This window comes from Roseovarius sp. CH_XMU1461 (assembly GCF_037027165.1).
Classification (GTDB): domain Bacteria; phylum Pseudomonadota; class Alphaproteobacteria; order Rhodobacterales; family Rhodobacteraceae; genus Roseovarius; species Roseovarius nubinhibens.
This window is the reverse complement of record NZ_JAYMDV010000003.1, coordinates 1-18,634: the sequence shown is the minus strand read 5'-3', so window position 1 is coordinate 18,634 and position 18,634 is coordinate 1. Positions and strand designations below refer to the sequence as shown.

Sequence of the window (18,634 nt, the reverse complement as noted above, 5' to 3'; positions counted from 1 at the left end):
CAATCTGGCGGGGCTGCCGCCCTCGGGCGACCCGGTTCCTGCGCAAATGCGGCGAGGCTTTGGACCAAAGAAAAACGGCGCCGCGAGAGGCGGCGCCGTTCAAGGCCGATGGCATGGGGGCGGGGGTTATTCCGCCGGCTGTTCGGCCACGCCGTATTTCTCGCGCTTGTTGTCCATCCAGAGCGCCTTGATCAGCGAGATGCACATCAGGCCCATGACCATGGTGAAGGGCAGCGCGCCGATGATCATCGCGTTTTTCAGCGCGTCGAGCGGGTTGTTTTCGCCCGCCGCCAGGATTAGCGTGCCGATCACCAGCGTCAGGATGATGCCCCAGACGATGCGGTGACGGATCGAGGTTTCCTGGCTGCCGCCCGACATGATCGTGTTCATCACGAGAATGCCCGAGTCGGCCGAGGTCACGAGGAAGGTCATGATCAGCACCACGCACATCACCGTCAGACCCTGCAGTAGGCCGCCGTCGATCATCTGACCGAGCGTCGCGAAGAGCTGATTGGTTTGCGATGCGCCGGTGATCGCGCCTTCGGCCACGCCGGAAAGTTCGAGGTCGATCGCCGTGCCGCCGAGGATGGTCATCCAGGCAAAGCAGACCAGCGCCGGTGCGAGAACGCAGCCGATGATGAACTCGCGCACGGTGCGGCCTTTGGAGATCCGCGCCAGGAAGAGACCGACGAAGGGCGAGAAGGCAATCCACCAGGCCCAGTAGAAAGTGGTCCAGCCCGACTGCCAAGCGAATTGGCGACCGGCGTTGCCCGCCTCGTAGACGGCGGCGAGTGTGGCTTCGTCGAGCTCGGCTGCGGCGCCCTCAAGACCACCGGTGAAGCCTGCAAAGCTGCCCCAGGGGTTGGTGGCGCCGGCATAGAGCTGATCGGCGAGCGGGCGGGCGGCTTCGGGCAGGGCTGCGGCGAAGGCGTCGGCCGATTGCGGGCCATAGGCGTTGAAGCTCAGCGAGGCGAAGTTCAGGATGTAATCCACCAGAGCCGAGCCATAGGTCGTCATGGCAAAGGCAAAGGAGCCAAAGACCACGAAGGTTGCCAGCAGGATCAGCGACAGCACGAGGTTGAGGTTCGACAGGTATTTCACCCCACGCCCCACGCCCGAAACCGCCGACAGGATCGACAGGAACATGATGGCCAGAAGCGCGGCGATCAGGCCGGTTTTCGTGGGCACCGGAACCTCGTCCGTGCTGACCATCCACTCCATGCCGGTGATGGCATAGAGACCGTCGACGAACTGGCTCACGCCAAAGCCGATGGTGACCGACACGCCGAGGATCGTGGCAACCACGCCGAGCACGTCGAACACATGGCCGAGAAAGCCGTTCAGCGCGCTGCCAAAGATCGGCGTCAGCGCCGAGCGGATCGTCAGCGGCATGTCACGGGTATAGGCGTAATAAGCCAGGCAGAGCCCGGTCACCACATAGATCGACCAGGCGTGAAAGCCGTAATGCGCAAAGGTCCAGCGATAGGCCCCGGTGAGCGCCTCTTCGGTGTTGGGCGCAACCTCGCCGGCGATCACCAGCGGGTTCGAGCCCCACAGGCCGAGCGGCTCGGCGGTGGCAAAGACCATCAGACCGACGCCGAGACCGGCACCGAACATCATCGAGAACCACGAGAAGGTCGAGAACTCGGGCTTTTCGCCCTCGGTGCCCATCAGCTTGCTTCCGGTGGCGGGAAGAATCGCCAGCACCAGCAGGAAGAAGGCAAAGAAGCCGACGATCACGATGTAGAACTGGTTGAAATACTGGAGCAGTGCGCCGTTGATCTTGCCCAGCATGCCATTGGCATTGGCCGGGAAGGCCAGCGCCCAGACCACCAGCAAAACCATGATCCCCTTGGAGACCAGTGCGATGGGCAGGCTGTTGTTTTCGTAGAATCCCGAATCCTGTGTCTTGATCTCGAGATCGGTAAAAGGCGGTTTTACACTCATACCTTCTGTCCCCTATTTGTTAGGATTTTTCTGGTTAACGTCTCTCTCGGGCAGCCTGTTCCTCCCTTTTTGAAAGGCTGCCGGCGGAGAGGGAATTTGGTCAGTGGCGCATAGTCTTCCATGCGGCCCATGCCGTCATGTGGCGGTGAACGGCGCTTCCGTATCTATAAGCGACCTGAGCCAAGGTTAAAACCGGCTTAAATTGGAGTAAATTTCATATTTCTACAATTTTCTTCGGATTTCTTGAATTGCCGTCGGGTCAGCTTGGGCGGTTCTGCCCAGATCAAACCCCGCGCGCGGCCCCTCGGCTTGCACCCTGCGGGCAATGGTGGTTCTGTCACGAGACGAAATTGGCCTGCTGAGAAGAGAGGCGGGCGACAGAGACGAAAGGCAGTCAGATGGCAATGTTGGATATTGAATATGTGCGTGGTCAGTTCCCGGCCTTTGACGAGCCGAGCCTCAAGGGCCAGGCGTTCTTCGAGAATGCCGGTGGGTCGTACACATGCCGCCCGGTGATCGAGCGGCTGACGCGGTTCTATAACGCCCGCAAGGTGCAGCCCTATGCGCCCTATGAGGCGAGTCGTCTCGGCGGGGCCGAGATGGACGAGGCGCGCGCGCGGCTGGCGGGGTTGCTGGGGGTGGGCGAGGACGAGCTGAGCTTTGGCCCGTCGACCACCGCCAATACCTATGTGCTGGCGCGGGCTTTTGCCGGGTTCATGGAGAAGGGCGAGGCGATCATCGTCACCAATCAGGATCATGAGGCCAACAGCGGCCCGTGGCGGCGGCTGGCCGAGGAAGGGTTTGAGATCCGCGAATGGAAGATGAACCCGGAGACCGGGCATCTTGACCCTGATGATCTCGACGATCTGCTGGATGAGAAGGTGCGGCTTGTCTGTTTTCCCCATTGTTCGAACGTGGTGGGCGAGGAAAACCCGGTGGTCGAGATCACCGCGCGCGCCCATGCGGCGGGGGCCTTTGTCTGTGTCGACGGGGTGAGCTATGCGCCGCACGGGTTTTGCAATGTCGGGATGATGGGGCCGGATATTTACCTGTTTTCGGCCTATAAGACCTATGGCCCGCATCAGGGGATCATGGTGATGCGCCGTGAACTGGCGCGGCAATTGCCCAATCAGGCGCATTACTTCAACGCCGAGAGCCTGACCAAGAAATTCACCCCGGCGGGGCCGGATCATGCGCAGATCGCGGCCTGTGCCGGCATGGCCGATTATATCGACGCGGTGGCCGAGCATCACGGGATCGCGGGCGATGCGGCGAGCCGCTGTGACGGGGTGCATCAGCTCATGCGGGACCATGAGGCGGCGCTGTTGCAGCCTCTGCTGGACGGGGTGAAAGGGCGTAATGCCGTGCGTCTTTTGGGGCCCGATCAGGCCGAACGCCGTGCGCCTACCGTGGCGCTTGCGCTGAGCCACATGAACGGCGAGGCAGCGGCAGAGCAGCTCGCGGCGCGGGGCATCATGGCGGGGGGCGGCGATTTCTATGCGGTGCGCGCGCTCGAGGCGCTGGGGATCGATCCGGGTCACGGCGTGCTGCGGCTGAGCTTCGTGCATTACACGCGCCGCGATGAGATCGATGCGCTGCTCAACGCGCTGGACGATATTCTTTGACCCGGTAAGCCCGCGCCCTATCTCTGGACGAACCCAGTCCAGAAAGGATCGCGCCCGGTGACCAATCCGACCTTGCTCTGGCTCAGGCGCGATCTGCGGCTGAGCGATCACCCGGCGCTGCGGGCGGCGGTGGCGCGGGGCGGGCCGGTGATCCCGGTGATGATCCGCGATGATCAGATGGCGCAGATGGGCGCGGCACCGAAATGGCGTCTGGGGCTTGGTATCGAGGCCATGGGCCGCGCGCTGGCCGAGAAAGGCAGTCGTCTCATCCTGCGCAGCGGGCAGGCGGCGGAGGTTCTCATGGCGCTGGCCGAGGAGACCGGCGCGGGCGCGGTCTATTGGACGCGGGCCTATGATCCCGAGAGCATTGCGCGCGACCGGGGGGTGAAAGAGACGCTGGTTGCGGCAGGGGTCGAGGCGCAGAGCCATGCCGGGCATCTGCTCTTTGAGCCTTGGGAGGTCGAGACCGGGCAGGGCAGCTATTACAAGGTCTACACGCCCTATTGGAACGCGGTGAAGTCGCGCGATGTGGCGGCACCGCTGACGGCGCCTGCGGAGATCACAGCGCCCGCGCATTGGCCCGAGAGCGAGGATCTGGACGACTGGGCGCTGGGGGCGGCGATGCAGCGCGGGGCGGCGGTTTGCCTGCCGCATCAGCATGTCGGCGAAGCCACGGCGCAGGGGCGGCTCGGGGCGTTCATGGCGCAGGGCATCGCGGAGTATCGCGCGCGGCGCGACCTGCCGGGCGAAGCGGGGACCTCGGGCCTGTCGGAAAACCTGAGCCTTGGCGAGATCTCGATCCGCCAATGCTGGCACGCGGCGATGCGGGCGCGGCAGGAGGGGGCGGCGGGGGCGGAGACATGGGCGAAAGAGCTCGTCTGGCGCGAGTTTGCCTATCACCTGATCTATCACACGCCGCGTCTCGTCTCGGGCAATTGGCGCGAGGAATGGGACGGGTTTCCATGGCGCGAGGCGGGGGACAGCCCGGAGGTCCTGGCCTGGAAACAGGGGCGGACGGGCGTCGAATTCGTCGATGCGGCGATGCGCGAGATGTATGTGACCGGCAAGATGCACAACCGTGCGCGGATGGTGGTCGCCTCCTATTTGACCAAGCATTTATTGACCCATTGGCACGTCGGGCAGCGCTGGTTCGAGGAGCATCTGACCGATTGGGATGTGGCGTCGAACGCGCTCGGCTGGCAATGGGTGGCCGGGTCGGGGCCGGATGCGGCGCCGTTCTTTCGGGTCTTCAACCCGGACACTCAGGCCGAGAAATTCGACAAGGGCGGGGCCTATCGCCGGGCGTGGATTGCCGAAGGTCAGGACGCGCCGCCCGAGACGGCGCTGGCCTATTTCGAGGCGATTCCGCAAAGCTGGAACCTGTCGGTATCGCGTCGGTATCCCGACAGTCCCATTGTCGGGCTGAAAGAGGGGCGGCAGGCGGCGCTGGCGGCCTATGAGGCGCGCAAACCCGGTTGAGCCACCCGCGCCACAGAGCGCGCGAAAAGTGATCGCCGCCCTTGCGCAACGCGCGACTTGTCCCGAAAGTGAGGGCGAGGACAGGACAGGCAGGCGAGGAAATCACACCATGCGTCCCTCGGACAAGATGCCCACGATTGCGCGGCTGGTGGCGGCGCTCTGCCTGGCGGCCATCGGCTGGATCGGGTCGGAGATCGTCCGCCCCACCATGCCGCCCGAGACGAATTTCGGCTGGTTCAACTATGTGAACGCGGCGATCGGCCTGTTTTGCGGCTGGACCGTGATCGGCAGCCGTCTCGGCACCGGGTTCAGCGACGCGATCAGCACCGGGCTCACCGGGGTCGGCGCGATGGTGTTCTGGGTGCTCTTTGCCCATAGCTGCAACCAGATGCTCGCCAATGCGCTCGACCGCGATTACAAAGGTCTGATGGACGCGCTGACCGGGATTTTCGAGATCGCCACCGAATATGCCTATTACCTGCTGAACCTGCCGCTCTTGGGGCTGTTGATCGGGGGCGGCATCGTGATAGGTCTTCTGGCCGAAACCCTGCACCGGCGCTGGAGCTGATCTGTGACATCCCCCAAGCTTGATGGCCCTCTGGGCGACAAGGAACTGCGCGACATCGTGCTGAATGGCTGTGCGCCGGCCGAGATCGGCGATACCGAGATTGCGCGGCTCGACCATTATGCGCGGGCCACCGGCCTCAGCCATGTGTCGGGGGAACGCTATGGCGATGCCGAAGAGGGCGGGGCCGGGGCGCTCGAGCGGTTGGCGGCGCAGGAGATCATGGGCGGCTTTGGCCGGATTGCGCCCGAGACGCTCTATCAGCGGCGGGGCATGATCCTGTCGCGGGCGGCGGCGCGGATCGCGGCGGCACCGGGGGTGCCTGCGACGCAGCGCAGCGACCAAAGCGCCGAGACGGTCGAATTGATCCGGTCGGAGAATATGCACGAAGGGTTTTTCACCTTTCGCGCCATGGAGCTGCGGCATCCGCGCTTTGACGGTGGCATGAGCGATGTGCTGCGCCGCGAGGTATTTGTCGCCACCGATGCGGCGATTTTGCTGGCCTATGACCCGAAGCGCGACCGGGTGCTGCTCGTCGAGCAGTTCCGCATGGGGCCCTATGGGCGGGGCGATCCGCGGCCCTGGATCCTCGAGCCGATTGCCGGCCGGGTCGATGGCGGCGAGAGCCCCGAGGCCACCGCCCGGCGCGAGGCGCGCGAGGAGGCGGGGGTCGAGCTCTATGGGATCGAGCGGATCAGCTCGCATTACTGCACGCCCGGGGCCTCGACCGAATATTTCCATCTCTTCCTCGGCTTGTGCGATCTTCCCGAGCTGGGCCATGGGCAAGGCGGGCTTGATGCGGAACATGAGGATATTCGCACCCATGTGATCGACTATGAGGTCGCGCAAGGGTTGCTCGACAGTGGCGAGGCAGACAACGGGCCGTTGATCCTGTCGCTTCTGTGGCTGCAAAGAGAACGTGAAAGGCTGCGTGCATCCGCTTGAGTTCCGCTATGCTGGGGCCTACATCAGGGCGGACGGAATTGGAGAGACAACATGCGTATTGCACAGGATTTGGCCGCTGCGGTCGGCAACACACCCCTCATCCGGCTGCGCCGGGCCAGTGAAGAGACAGGGTGTAACATCCTGGGCAAGGCTGAATTTCTGAACCCCGGTCAGTCGGTCAAGGACCGCGCCGCCCTCTATATCATCAAGGATGCGGTGGCGCGCGGCGATCTCAAGCCCGGTGGCACGATTGTCGAAGGCACCGCGGGCAACACCGGCATCGGTCTGGCGCTTGTCGGCGCGTCGATGGGGTTTCGCACGGTCATCGTGATCCCCGAGACCCAGAGCCAGGAAAAGAAGGACATGATCCGGCTGGCGGGGGCCGAGCTGGTGCAAGTGCCCGCCGCGCCCTATCGCAACCCCAACAATTATGTGCGCTATTCCGGCCGTCTGGCCGAAGAGATGGCGCGGCATTCCAATGAGGGCGTGATCTGGGCCAACCAGTTCGACAATGTCGCCAACCGGCAGGCCCATATCGAAACCACCGGCCCCGAAATCTGGGAACAGACCGGCGGCAAGGTCGACGGGTTCGTCTGTGCCGTGGGCTCGGGCGGGACGCTGGCCGGGGTCGGCATGGCGCTACAGCCCAAGGGCGTCAAGATCGGCCTCGCCGATCCCGATGGCGCGACGCTTTATAATTTCTACAAACATGGCGAGCATAAATCCGAAGGGTCTTCGATCACCGAAGGCATCGGGCAGGGGCGGATCACCGCCAATCTCGAAGGGTTTACGCCGGACATGGCCTGGAACATTCCCGACAGCGAAGCGCTGCCCATCGTTTTCGACCTGCTGGCCGAAGAAGGGCTCTGCCTTGGCGGGTCGTCGGGGATCAACGTCGCCGGGGCGATCCGCATGGCCCGCGAAATGGGCCCGGGCCACACGATCGTGACGCCGCTGTGCGATTACGGCACGCGCTATCAGTCGAAACTCTTCAACCCCGAATTCCTGCGCGAGAAAGGCCTGCCGGTGCCTGGCTGGCTCTCGGAAGCGCCGCGCTCGATCCCCGGGGTGTTTGAAGAATGATCAAACTGCTGCGCCTGCTGGCCCTTGTTCTGGCGCTGGCCCTGCCGGTCGCCGTGACGATGACCCTGGTCGCGCCGGATGTGGCCGAGGCGCAGCAACCCCCGGCAGAGCCGGATTACGACGATTGGGACACGCTCGCCCAAAAGGCCGATGAGGCGGTCGAGCAGGCGCGGCTGTCGTCGCCCGCGCTCGAAGAGCTGCGGGCCGAGCTGGCCGGGTGGCGCGATGTCTTCGTGGCGGCGCAGCGGATCAATGGCGCGGCGATCGAGACCGCGCAGGCGCAGCTCGATGCGCTGGGGGCCAAGCCCGAGGAGGGCACCGAAGATCAGGCCATCGCCCAGCAGCGCGAGCGGCTGACCGAAGAGCTTGCGACGTTGCGCGCCCCGCGGCAGCGCGCCGAAGTGGCCTTTAGCCGGGCCGATGGGCTGATCAAATCCATCGATACGATCATCCGCGAACGTCAGGCGCGCGAGCTTCTGGAGCTTGGTCCGTCGCCGCTCAACCCGGCGAATTGGAGCGTCGGGATCAGCGCCATCCTCGACACGGTGGGCAAGGTCGGCACCGAGGTCAGTGCGCCGTTTCAGGACGAAGAGCGCCGCGCCGATGTGATGAGCGAGCTGCCCTTCGTGATCCTCGTGGTGCTGGTCGGGCTGTTGTTCATGATCCGCAGCCGGTTCTGGGTCGAACGGCTGGTGCGGCTGTTGCTGCTGCGCAAGAACACGCCGCTGCAATGGCTGGTGTCGCTGCTGGTGTCGGTGGGCGAGATCGTCGTGCCCTATCTGGGCTTGGTCTTTGCCAGCGCGGCGCTCGAGGTCGGGGGGCTCACCGGGGAGACGAGCGAGCTTGTGCTGGCGGTGCTGGCGCCGGCGTTTTTCATCTTTCTCGTGGCGCGCTGGCTCTCGGTGCGGATTTTCCCGCGGATCGACCAGCAGCGCCTGCCGCTGCAGCTCAATGCGGCGGACCGGCGGGCCGGGCGGGTCTATGGCGCGTTTCTCGGGCTGGTCATCGCGATTTTCTACTTCATCGATGCGCTGGCCGAGGAACTCGAATGGAGCACCGAGGCCTCGGTCGTCATTCTCTTCCCGGTGATCGTGGTGGCCGGGCTGCTGCTTCTGTGGCTGGCGCGGGTGCTGGGCCGGCAGGGCACGGGCACGGCGCAGGACGAAGAGAACGAGACCTATCGCAGCCGGTTGAGCAAGCTTCTGGCGCGGGTGCTGATGATCCTTGCGGTGATCTCGCCGGTGCTGGCGGCGGTCGGCTATTTCAAGGCGGCGACGGCGATCATGCTGCCGTCTCTCCTGTCGCTGATGGTGCTGGGCGGTCTGCTGGTCGTTCAGCGCATCATCGGCGAGCTCTATGTGCTTGCCACGCGGCACCGCGATGGCACCTCGGACGAGCTGGTGCCAGTGCTCCTGGGCTTTCTCATGGTGCTTTTGTCGATGCCGGTCTTTGCGCTCATCTGGGGCGCGCGGCTGACCGATCTGACCGAGCTCTGGGGCAAGTTCATGCGCGGCATGTCGGTGGGCGGGCTCACCATCTCGCCCTCGGTCTTCATGACGCTGGCCATCGTCTTTACCCTCGGTGTGATCCTCACAAGGTTCCTGCAAAGCACGCTGCGCAACACCGTCCTGCCCAAGACGCGGATGGATGCGGGCGGCCGCACCGCCGTGGTGTCGGGCCTTGGCTATATCGGGATTTTCCTGTCGGCGATCATCGCCATCACCAGCGCCGGGATCGACCTCAGCAATATCGCTCTGGTGGCTGGTGCGCTCTCGGTCGGGATCGGTTTTGGCCTGCAGAACATCGTGTCGAACTTTGTCTCGGGCATCATCCTGCTGATCGAGCGGCCGATCAGCCAGGGCGACTGGATCGAGGTTGGCGGCCAGCATGGCTATGTCAAGGATATCTCGGTGCGCTCGACCCGGATCGAGACCTTTGACCGCTCGGATGTGATCGTGCCCAATGCCGATCTCGTCAGCGGCACCGTCACCAACTATACGCGCGGCAACACCGTGGGCCGGGTCATCGTGCCGGTGGGCGTGGCCTATGGCACCGACACCCGCAAGGTCGAGGCGATCCTGCGCGAGATTGCCGAGGCGCATCCGATGGTGGTGATCAACCCGCCGCCAGCGGTGATCTTCCGCAGTTTCGGCGCCGATGCGCTCGAATTCGAAGTGCGGGCGATCCTGCGCGATGTGAACTGGATGCTGAGCGTGCATTCGGACATGAACCACGAAATTGCCCGCCGCTTTACCGAAGAAGGCATCGAAGTGCCCTTTGCCCAGCGCGATCTCTGGCTGCGCAACCCCGAGACGCTGGTGGGGCCCAAGACGGGCAAGGGCTGGACCAGTGGCGAGGGCGCGGCGGACGAGGCCAGCCCGGCGAAACGCTCGGGCTCGGTCCATCTCACCGATGGCGATGTGGGCGCCGAGGCCGATCCCGATGGCGATGGGCGCTAGGTCATGACGCGGGCGCTCTATCACGAAGATGCCTATGCGGCGCAGGCGCGGGCGCGGGTCGAGGCCCATACGCCCGAGGGCGGTATCGTGCTCGATCAGACGGTGTTCTATCCGGCGGGCGGTGGTCAGCCGGGCGACAGCGGCCGGTTGAGCTGGGACCGGTCCGAGATGACCATTGCCACGGCGGTGCGGGGCGAGGGCGATCAGGTGGTGCTGGTGCCGGCCGAGCCGCGCAGCCTGCCGCCGGTGGGCGCGCATCTCGAACAGCGCATCGATTGGGAGCGCCGCCACCGCCACATGCGGATGCATACGGCGCTGCATATCCTGTCGGTGGTGATCCCGCTGCCGGTGGTCGGTGGCGCGGTGGGCGACGGGCGCGGGCGGCTCGATTTCGACATGGGCGAGGCCTCGGCGGATGTCGAGACGCTCGAAGAGCTGCTCAACGAGGCGGTCGACCGGGATCTGCCGGTGGAGGAAGAGTGGATCACCCAGACCGCGCTGGCCGAGAACCCGCAGCTGATCAAGACCGTGGGCGCCATGCCGCCGCGCGGGGTCGACCGGGTGCGTCTCGTGCGGATCGGCACCGGGGGCGATCAGATCGACCTGCAGCCCTGTGGCGGCACCCATGTGGCACGCACCGGAGAGATCGGTCATCTGCGCATTTCGCGCATCGAAAGCCGGGGTCGCCGGACCCGTCGTGTGACCCTCACACTGGGCTAGGTGCGTTTTTTCGCGCCCCCCCTTGCAGAGGCCCCGAAACTGACGTTATTAGCAGCCCAACGGAGCGGTGGCCGAGTGGTCGAAGGCGCACGCCTGGAAAGTGTGTAGGCGGGAGACCGTCTCCAGGGTTCGAATCCCTGTCGCTCCGCCAGATACCCCTGCGAAAGCGTTCTCCTGATCCGGCCACGGCCGGGTTTTTCCGTTGTTTTCGTGAGTTATGCGGGTGGGGCTGAGCACTTGCGTTGATGCTGCAGTGCCGAACTCATTCTCTTCAGCCCGATTTTCTCTAGAGGCGTTGACCGCGTCGGTTTGGTGAACACCTTGTAAGATTTTGAAATCATGATAGTTTGCGCCCTGCATCCTAAACACTTCGATCCCAGTGGCACACGCGGAGAAGGAACGGAAGGCGAATGTTCGCCGCGCGAAGTCTGAACTCAACCAAGGTGGGACAATGCTGCCGTTCGGCGCAGTGGCTCACTCAATGCTGCTGCCACGACGGGGGCTAAAATGCGCAGTATCACGACCTTCGCCGACAGGATCGAAGAAATGGAACTCACTGGAAGACTTACATCGGGTTACTCTTTACCTAAGCAGCCAACGTCTCCGAACTACGCAAAGGGAGATTGTCTTTGCTGTGGTAAATTTCGGCAGGTAGTTGTGGATTCTTCCGATTGTTGCCATTTGATCAGTGGTTCGCTATTCACACTGCCACCGGTCGCAGCCTGCCCGGTTATCAAAACAAGGACTGAAAAATGAAAACCTTAGTCATCTGCTCGGGCGGGCTCGATTCCGTGTCGCTGGCCCATCTAATCGCGCGGGACGGCAACCTGTCCCGGCTTGTTTCCTTCGATTACGGACAACGCCACCGCAAGGATCGCGACCAAACAGAAGAGGCGCACTGTACCCCATAATCGCTTCCAGCGCGTGGCGGGGCGGGAAACCTGATGGTGGCGATCAAGCTCGAGGCGGCCGAGGACGCGATTACGGAATTGCTGGTTGCCGTGCGTCAACTCGGTAGCTGTGACGCTTAACTTGGAAGTACGGACGGTCGGGGGGGAACCGCATAGGTAGCCCCTTTTTTCGACCGCTTTAGGCGTATCGGGGTAGCGGGAGATAGGAGCCGCTTTCTGACTGGCGTATATCCCACCGTAGCTAATCGGATTATCGACCGTCTCTTTCGTCCTCCGCTGACTTCAATGCTTCGCGTTCGAAGGCTTCGATGTCTTCGAGGCGGTAGATCACCCTGCCTCCGATTTTCAGGAATTGGGGACCTTCGTTGATCCAACGCCACCGCTCAAGTGTTCTGGGACTGATCTTCCACCGAACTGCCCCGCTCGGTCTGATTGAGGCAAGTTTCTCGCATTTTCGTCTCCTTTCGCACGACCCACGTGGCCGCAAGAGGACGAATGCGTAGTTAAAAAAGGTATGCAAGTCAGTTGGTTGCTCACTTCATTGGATTTGGGCCTGTCAATCGGCAAGGCCTCTTATTCGCAGGGGCTCGTTGCCTGGCAAGGCGCTCAATTTGCTGGCCACTTGTTGTGTGTTCTTTTTTGGTTATATTGAATACGTATTGGGCGAGAGGAAAACGCCATGTCAAAAACGACCACAATGACAGTCCGCGTCAGCGGCGCGCTCAACGATTTCGTCGCGGCGAATACTGGTGACGATGGCGCTTATGAGAACGTTAGCGAATACATCCGAGACCTGATCCGGCGCGACAAGGAACGGGTGGAGGCGGAAGCCTTCGACCGGTTGAGGGCCGAACTGACCCACGCATTTGCCGCACCGGAGGAGAGCTATCAGCCCCTGACGGCGGATGATGTGATCGCGCGGAACCGGTCCTGACCAAGTGCCCGCCTTTCGCATCCAGGAGGCGGCATCTCACCGCCTCGACGACATCTACCGCTACACAAGCGACCGGTGGGGCGAGGATCAGGCCGAGAAATACATCACCGGTCTGTTCGCTGCCTTCGACAAAATCGCGGGCCACGGTGTCGCCTCGAAACCGATCCCGGCCGATTTCGGGGTCGATGGTTTCTTCTTTCGGTATGAGCGCCATTTCGTCTATTGGCGTCATCTCTCGAATGGCGATATCGGGATCGTGACTATCCTGCACGAGCGGATGCATCAGATCGACCGCATCCGAGATGATTTCGGGCTTGGCTGACCAGCCCAAGTTCAAATGCGTGTCGGATTTGCGCAAGATTGCGCAGCCGATATGAGGGGCGTTACGCAAGAAATGGAGAACTTCCGAATCCAGTCCTTTCCCCTCCGCCACTATCCCCTTTTTTTGAGATTTTCCCGATAGCTCTAGGGGCTTGGCCCGTCCGAGCGTTGGGCGCTGGCCGCTCAGCGTTCACGCATCGCATCGAGCCATTGCCAGGCATCCGAAGAAATCTCCGGCCCGGCCGTGTAGAACCAATGGGTGTGGCCGGGGATGAGGATGAGGCTGTTGTCATGGCCGTTTCGGGCCATGGCTTGACCGGCGTCACGGGCCGTTACGACCGGGAAGATATGGTCGCGGTCGCCGAGGTAGAGCCGGTAGGGCTTGGGCGTGTCGGGGGCGCGCACGGCCTCGGCAGGGAGATAGCCCGCATGGAGCGCGGCGGCTTGCCACGGGCCTTGGCTGCGATTGAGCAGGAGCTGGGCATAGGCCGCGCCGTCTGAATGGCCAAAGAGATAGATCCGAGCCGGGTCGATGGCATGGCGGGTTTGCAGGTCTTCGATCATCTCGAGGAGAAACGGGGGTTGGGCGCCGAGAAGGGCCAGGTCGAGCCGAAGGAATTCGGCGCCAAGAGCGCCACCCCGTGCCGGTCGGAGACCTCTTGCCACATCTCGATCATCGACAACCCGTCGCGGCCCGCCCCGTGCAGGAGGATGACGAGCGGCAAGTCGGAGGTTGCGGCTGGGACGAGCGTGTACCAATTGCGCGGCGTGATCCCATTGACCCCCCAATGCCGAGTGGCACGGTCACGGATGGCGGCTGAGGGGGTGAACTCATAGACCTGCGGCTGTGTGACGGGAAAGCTGGTGTTGCGCCTTTCCGTATATCGCCCCGGTGAACGGGCCTCGGGCAGGATGGTCATCCGCAGGGATGCGTTTTTCGTATCGGCCCGGTCCTTGAGCCGGAGCGCGGTGCCGGTGAGGGCGATCAGGATCAGGGCAACGCCGGCTGAAATCAGAAGAATTCGAATAAATTTCATCTCAACAAACCAAAATTTCACAAAAAGGCCCGCGAGGTCCCTGCGTCTCAGTAAAGAAGTAGCTGCCCGGGGAATGCAACCACAGCCGCCAGATGTCTGGGGACGTCTGCCGCAATGCTCATCACGATCGGGCCACAGTGCCGCTCAGAGAGGCAGGGGCGCAGATTGACGTTTTTCTACGCCCTGCGACAGAAAATCGGGGGTGCGTCGGCGGCTACTTCTGGTAATCCAGACCTATGGATATCGTTCTTATAACCACGATTATTGCGTCGCTTTTCCTCGTGATTGGCGCGGCCGAGCCTTTGGCGGCGCGGTTGCGGCTGCCTTATAGCGTGATCCTCGCGGTTCTTGGCGTGCTGATCGGGGTCGGGGCCACGTTTTTCCTGCATACCGAGCTGACCGATGCGCTCAACCCGGTGGCGGAGGCGATTCTCGATCTGCCGATCCGGTCGAACGTCTTCCTCTATGTGTTTCTGCCGACGCTGCTCTTTCAGGCGACCTTGGGCATGAACCTGCGCCGGATGATCGATGACTGGGTGCCGATCCTCATGTTGGCGGTGGTAGCGGTCGTGGTGGCGACCTTTAGCGTCGGCTATGCGCTGGCCTGGGTCAGCGCGCTGCCGCTGGCGGCCTGTCTGCTCATCGGGGCGATCGTGTCGACCACGGACCCGTCGGCGGTGGTCTCGATCTTTCGCTCGATCTCCTCGCCGCGCCGTCTGGCCCGGATCATCGAGGGCGAGAGCCTTTTGAACGACGCCGCGGCCATCGCGCTCTTTGGTCTGTTCATGGGCTTCGTGATGCTCGGCACGCCGGACCCGGAACTGGGCGATGCGCTGCTGCGGTTTCCGCTGTTGATTGCCGGGGGCGCGATCACCGGCTGGCTCTGTGCGCGGGTTGCGGTCTGGATCATGGCGCTCTTTGGCCGGCATGAGCTGGCGCAGATCTCGGTGTCGGTGGCCTTGCCCTATCTCGCCTATATCGGGGCCGAGCAGATTGTCGGGGCTTCGGGCGTCATCGCGGTGGTGGCGGCAGGGCTGACGCTCAACCTCGTGGCGCCGGGGCGGTTGCCGCCGCAGAGCTGGACCAATCTGCGCGAGCTCTGGGGGGTGCTGGCGCATTGGGCCGGGGCGCTCATCTTTATTCTCGCGGCCCTGCTGATCCCGCGGCTTCTCGAAGAGGTGCGGATTGGCGATATCCTGTTGGTGGCGGTGGTGATCGTCGCGGCGGTGGTGGCGCGGATGGTGATCCTCTTTGGCCTCTTGCCGCTGCTTGCAAGGCTGCGCCTGTCGCCGCCGGTCGATCGGCCCTATCGGGTGGCCATCCTCTGGGGCGGGTTGCGCGGGGCGGTGACACTGGCGCTGGCGCTGGCGGTGACCGAGAGCTTTCGCGTGCCCGGCGATATTCAGCGGGTGGTGGGCATTCTCGCCACCGGGTTCACGCTCTTTACCCTGATTGTGCAGGGGACGACGCTGCGCTGGGTGATCGGGCGGCTCGGGCTTGACCGGCTGTCGCCCATCGACGAGGCGCTGTCGCGGCAGGTGGTGGCGGTGGCGCTGCAGACCGTGCGCGAGGATCTGGCCAGCACCACGGAGAATTACGACCTCAGCCGCGATATCGTGCGATCCGAGGCCAAGCGCTTTGGCGAGCGGCTCGACGAGGCGGTGAAGACCGCCGAGGACAGTGCCGATATTCTCGACCGCGACCGGATCGCGCTCGGCCTGATCGTGCTGGCGGGTCACGAGCGCGACACGATCATCGACCGGGTCCGCGAGCGGACGATTTCGGCGCGGATGGCCGAGAAGGTCATGTCGGATGCCGAGCGGCTCATCGAGGGGGCGCGCAGTCAGGGGCGGAGCGGCTATCAGCGGGCGGCGCGGCGGAGCGTGGCCTATGGCAAGGGGTTTCGGGCGGCGGTCTGGCTCAATCGGCGGCTGGGGATCTCGGCGCCGCTGGCGCAGATGACCACCGACCGGTTCGAGCTCATGCTGTCGCAGCGGCTTATCCTGCGCGACCTTGGCGGCTTTATCGACGGGCGCATTCGGCGGATCCATGGCCGGCGGGTGGCCGAGCTCTTGCATGAGCTGTTGTCGCGGCGGATCGAGGCGGTGGAGACCGCGCTCGAAGGGTTGCGGCTGCAATATCCGGGCTATGCCGAAGAGCTGGAACGGCGGTTCATCCGGCGCACGGCGCTGCGGCTCGAAGAGCGCGAATATATGATGATGCGCGAGGACGGGCTGATCGGGGCCGAGGTCTATATGTCCCTGATGGCCGATCTTGGCGCGCGGCGGGCGGCGGCAGAGACCCGGCCCAAGCTCGATATCGCCTTGCAAAGAACGGCTTTGGTGCGGCAGTTCCCGCTCTTTGCCGAGTTCAGCGACCGGGCGCTGAGGCAATTGGCCCGGGGGCTCGAGACGCGCTATGCCAATGTCGGCGAGGCGATCATTCGCAAGGACAGCGCGGCGAAGCGGGTGTTCTTTATCGCCTCGGGCGCGGTCGAGCTGGAAAGCGCGGGCCAGACCTGGCGGCTGGGGCGCGGCGAGATGTTCGGGCAGATGGCCATCTTGATGCAGAAATCCGTGCGCGCCGAGGCCAAGGCGATTGCGCCGACGACGCTTCTCGTTCTGGACGAAGACCGGTTCCGGCGGCTTCTCGGGCGGAGCAAGGCGCTGCGCAAGGCGGTGCGCGAGAGCGCCGAGAAACGCGGGATCGAGCCATCGACCATCCTGCCCCCGGCGAAAGACGCGAGCTAGGAAACCGGCCAAAATGCCATGTCGGTAACCCGTCGGTAATACGGCGGTAAAACGACAGTGGTGATTTGCGCCCCTTTCAGCCCGCCGCGAGCCGGCGAAATCCTAGCGCGAGGGCGCGTTGTCGCCCTTGCGCGCCTGCCGGGGGGTGAGGCCAAATTCGCGCTGAAACGCATTGCTGAGCGCGGTGGACGAGGAAAAGCCGCAGGCGATGGCAATCTCGAGAAAGGTGAGCTTGGTATCGCTGGCGAGCTTGCGCGCCTGTTTGAGCCGCAGCCGCGTGTAATATTTCGCGGGCGTCGTCTGGACATGGGTGAGAAAGAGCCGCTCGAGCTGGCGGATCGAGATCCCCGCCTCATCGGCGATCTCGGCGGTGCGCAGCGGGTGCTCGATATTCTGTTCCATCACCGCGATGGCCTTGACCAGACGGCTGCCGAGGAAATTGGCGTTCTGGCCCGCGCCGCTCGGCTGATCGCCGGAAAAGCCACGGGCGGTCTCGAGGATCATCGCGCTGGTCAGCTCGGCGCAATATTGCGGCGAAAGCGTCTCGGCCAGAAGCCGGATCACGATCTCGGCGGTATGGGCGCGGCCGGCACAGGTGTGAATGCCGGAATTGTTCTCAACAAGCGCCTGGCTCAGCGTCGGGTAATCGCCGGTCTCGGTCAGGGTGCGGGCATCGCGCCAATGGGCGGTGACCGGACCGGACAGCGGCGCGGCCAGTTTGATATAGTCGCGCGCCGCCTCGGACAGAAGAAAGACCGGGCGCTGCAGTTTCTGCATGGCGCGGACCCGGGGCAGCCAGGCCTCGGGCCGCCCGGCACTGCCGCCCACCACAAAGAGATAGTCGCGCAGGTAATCGGTGCCGATGGCGGGCTCGGCCCGGACCAGCATGTCTGAGCGGCTGTTGACGAGGCCCGGGGTGGGCGAGGTCACATGCCAGTCAAAGCGCAGACCGGGCTGCAATTCATTGGCGGTCTGCAGCACCGAGATGATCGAGGCGAGCTCGAGCGGGGCAAAGCCGGGTTCCACCAGGATTTCGAACACCCTCGGCCGCCGCTCTTCAGAGGGCGATGCGGGGGCGGGGGAGGCGGCTTGGTCGGTCACGTGTCGTCTGCTTTCCTGGGTCTTGCCCCGCCGAGCCATTTGCAACGCCATCGGCGCGGCCCAAAGGACGGGCCAAAGGACAGGGCGGGGTCGGGCCTGATTGGGGCCGATCCCTATTAGTGCCGAGCCGGGGCAGCCAATGCAATCGCCGTCGCACCTATAGTGGGGGCAGGGCGGGGCGGGGCAGGGCGGTGCGCGCGCCCCGGTCTGGTCTCTGTCTCTCCCTCTATAAAGAGACGCGTCTATAGAGAGTGCAAAGAAAGCGCCGCGAAAGGGGCCTCAGGGGACATTTGAAGGCGACCTTATAGGGGGCCTTATAGAGGACCCTATAGAGAGGGGTGGGGGCGAGGTGGCGGGTGACCCGATGACTCACCCTGCCGCTCGGCGGGCGAGTCGCCCCAAATCAGGCCTCGGGAGGGTCATTTCCGAGCCCGTCAGGTTTTTTTCAAGATTCTGCCAATGAATCGCCCCCCGATTTGGGGGTGATTTGCTCAAAGTGAGCCCTCCGGGGGGTGATTTGCCCGCTGATTTGCCCCGACTCGGGCCGAAATCCGGGGGTTTCCCGCGCAGATCCCCCGCAACGCAGGCTTGTGCGCCGAGGGGGCAAAGCCCGCGTTTTACGCGAAAGCCCTAAGAAACAGGCGTTTGGCGCGGGCCGTCACAAAAAAATCAAAAAAGATGAAAAAGGGGCTTGCGACTCTGTGGGTCTAACCGTAAATACCCCCTCACCGGCGGCGCAGACAGCGCGGCACGGGAC

Annotated in this window: 14 protein-coding genes, 1 tRNA gene and 1 pseudogene; 12 read left to right on the top strand and 4 right to left on the bottom strand. The window is 63.8% G+C overall.

The features are described 5' to 3' along the window. Window positions 1-126: 126 nt before the first annotated feature. Window positions 127-1,947: a BCCT family transporter gene (locus WA237_RS09315; protein ID WP_336097486.1), complete on the bottom strand. Its 1,821-nt coding sequence runs from the start codon at window positions 1,945-1,947 to the stop codon at window positions 127-129. A gap of 398 nt (window positions 1,948-2,345) precedes the next feature. Between WA237_RS09315 and WA237_RS09310 the strand changes: the two genes are divergently transcribed. The 11 genes and pseudogenes from WA237_RS09310 (at window position 2,346) to WA237_RS09260 (ending at window position 12,990) form a co-directional block, all read left to right on the top strand. Further along, a complete protein-coding gene (locus tag WA237_RS09310; RefSeq protein WP_336097485.1) occupies window positions 2,346-3,572 on the top strand; it encodes an aminotransferase class V-fold PLP-dependent enzyme in 1,227 nt (408 codons plus the stop codon). A gap of 57 nt (window positions 3,573-3,629) precedes the next feature. Next, the gene (locus WA237_RS09305) at window positions 3,630-5,051 is read left to right on the top strand and encodes a cryptochrome/photolyase family protein (protein ID WP_336097484.1); all 1,422 of its coding nucleotides are present in this window, start codon (window positions 3,630-3,632) and stop codon (window positions 5,049-5,051) included. 109 nt (window positions 5,052-5,160) lie between these two features. Further along, window positions 5,161-5,619: a TrgA family protein gene (locus WA237_RS09300; RefSeq protein WP_336097483.1), complete on the top strand. Its 459-nt coding sequence runs from the start codon at window positions 5,161-5,163 to the stop codon at window positions 5,617-5,619. 3 nt (window positions 5,620-5,622) lie between these two features. Next, window positions 5,623-6,561 carry an NUDIX domain-containing protein gene (locus WA237_RS09295; protein ID WP_336097482.1) on the top strand — a complete coding sequence of 313 codons (939 nt, stop codon included), beginning with the start codon at window positions 5,623-5,625 and terminating at the stop codon, window positions 6,559-6,561. 51 nt (window positions 6,562-6,612) lie between these two features. Then, the gene (locus tag WA237_RS09290; RefSeq protein WP_009814447.1) at window positions 6,613-7,644 is read left to right on the top strand and encodes a cysteine synthase A; all 1,032 of its coding nucleotides are present in this window, start codon (window positions 6,613-6,615) and stop codon (window positions 7,642-7,644) included. Next, window positions 7,641-10,103 (top strand): DUF3772 domain-containing protein, encoded by a 2,463-nt coding sequence (locus WA237_RS09285; RefSeq protein ID WP_336097481.1) that lies wholly within the window; start codon window positions 7,641-7,643, stop codon window positions 10,101-10,103. Before WA237_RS09290 ends, WA237_RS09285 begins: the two co-directional genes overlap by 4 nt. Window positions 10,104-10,106: 3 nt before the next feature. Further along, window positions 10,107-10,823 carry an alanyl-tRNA editing protein gene (locus WA237_RS09280; RefSeq protein ID WP_336097480.1) on the top strand — a complete coding sequence of 239 codons (717 nt, stop codon included), beginning with the start codon at window positions 10,107-10,109 and terminating at the stop codon, window positions 10,821-10,823. Between the two features lie 61 nt (window positions 10,824-10,884). Further along, window positions 10,885-10,974: transfer RNA gene (locus tag WA237_RS09275), tRNA-Ser, on the top strand. A 601-nt stretch (window positions 10,975-11,575) separates the two neighbouring features. Continuing rightward, window positions 11,576-11,704 (top strand): annotated as a pseudogene (locus tag WA237_RS09270) (7-cyano-7-deazaguanine synthase); the annotation flags it as partial. Between the two features lie 709 nt (window positions 11,705-12,413). Next, window positions 12,414-12,668, top strand: a complete 255-nt coding sequence (locus tag WA237_RS09265) for a ribbon-helix-helix domain-containing protein (protein ID WP_336097479.1) — start codon at window positions 12,414-12,416, stop codon at window positions 12,666-12,668. A gap of 4 nt (window positions 12,669-12,672) precedes the next feature. Then, window positions 12,673-12,990 (top strand): type II toxin-antitoxin system RelE/ParE family toxin, encoded by a 318-nt coding sequence (locus WA237_RS09260; protein ID WP_336097478.1) that lies wholly within the window; start codon window positions 12,673-12,675, stop codon window positions 12,988-12,990. A 182-nt stretch (window positions 12,991-13,172) separates the two neighbouring features. On the opposite strand, the gene WA237_RS09255 is transcribed toward WA237_RS09260, so the two are convergent. Next, entirely contained in the window at window positions 13,173-13,553 is a 381-nt protein-coding gene (locus WA237_RS09255) for a dienelactone hydrolase family protein (RefSeq protein WP_336097477.1), read from the bottom strand. Then, entirely contained in the window at window positions 13,550-14,026 is a 477-nt protein-coding gene (locus WA237_RS09250) for a hypothetical protein (protein ID WP_336097476.1), read from the bottom strand. The genes WA237_RS09255 and WA237_RS09250 overlap by 4 nt, the downstream gene beginning before the upstream one ends. A 236-nt stretch (window positions 14,027-14,262) precedes the next feature. Here WA237_RS09250 and WA237_RS09245 point away from each other — a divergent pair, with 236 nt between their 5' ends. Beyond that, entirely contained in the window at window positions 14,263-16,776 is a 2,514-nt protein-coding gene (locus tag WA237_RS09245) for a cation:proton antiporter (RefSeq protein ID WP_336097475.1), read from the top strand. Between the two features lie 102 nt (window positions 16,777-16,878). On the opposite strand, the gene WA237_RS09240 is transcribed toward WA237_RS09245, so the two are convergent. After that, a complete protein-coding gene (locus WA237_RS09240; protein WP_040618054.1) occupies window positions 16,879-17,877 on the bottom strand; it encodes a GlxA family transcriptional regulator in 999 nt (332 codons plus the stop codon). Window positions 17,878-18,634 lie beyond the last annotated feature (757 nt).

Excerpts from the sequence above, each read along its gene's own strand:
- WA237_RS09250 (WP_336097476.1), bottom strand. The coding sequence starts at position 14,026 with ATGAAATTTATTCGAATTCTTCTGATTTCAGCCGGCGTTGCCCTGATC.
- WA237_RS09245 (WP_336097475.1), top strand. The coding sequence starts at position 14,263 with ATGGATATCGTTCTTATAACCACGATTATTGCGTCGCTTTTCCTCGTG.
- WA237_RS09315 (WP_336097486.1), bottom strand. The coding sequence starts at position 1,947 with ATGAGTGTAAAACCGCCTTTTACCGATCTCGAGATCAAGACACAGGAT.
- WA237_RS09290 (WP_009814447.1), top strand. The coding sequence starts at position 6,613 with ATGCGTATTGCACAGGATTTGGCCGCTGCGGTCGGCAACACACCCCTC.
- WA237_RS09255 (WP_336097477.1), bottom strand. The coding sequence starts at position 13,553 with ATGATCGAAGACCTGCAAACCCGCCATGCCATCGACCCGGCTCGGATC.
- WA237_RS09310 (WP_336097485.1), top strand. The coding sequence starts at position 2,346 with ATGGCAATGTTGGATATTGAATATGTGCGTGGTCAGTTCCCGGCCTTT.
- WA237_RS09300 (WP_336097483.1), top strand. The coding sequence starts at position 5,161 with ATGCGTCCCTCGGACAAGATGCCCACGATTGCGCGGCTGGTGGCGGCG.
- WA237_RS09280 (WP_336097480.1), top strand. The coding sequence starts at position 10,107 with ATGACGCGGGCGCTCTATCACGAAGATGCCTATGCGGCGCAGGCGCGG.
- WA237_RS09265 (WP_336097479.1), top strand. The coding sequence starts at position 12,414 with ATGTCAAAAACGACCACAATGACAGTCCGCGTCAGCGGCGCGCTCAAC.
- WA237_RS09285 (WP_336097481.1), top strand. The coding sequence starts at position 7,641 with ATGATCAAACTGCTGCGCCTGCTGGCCCTTGTTCTGGCGCTGGCCCTG.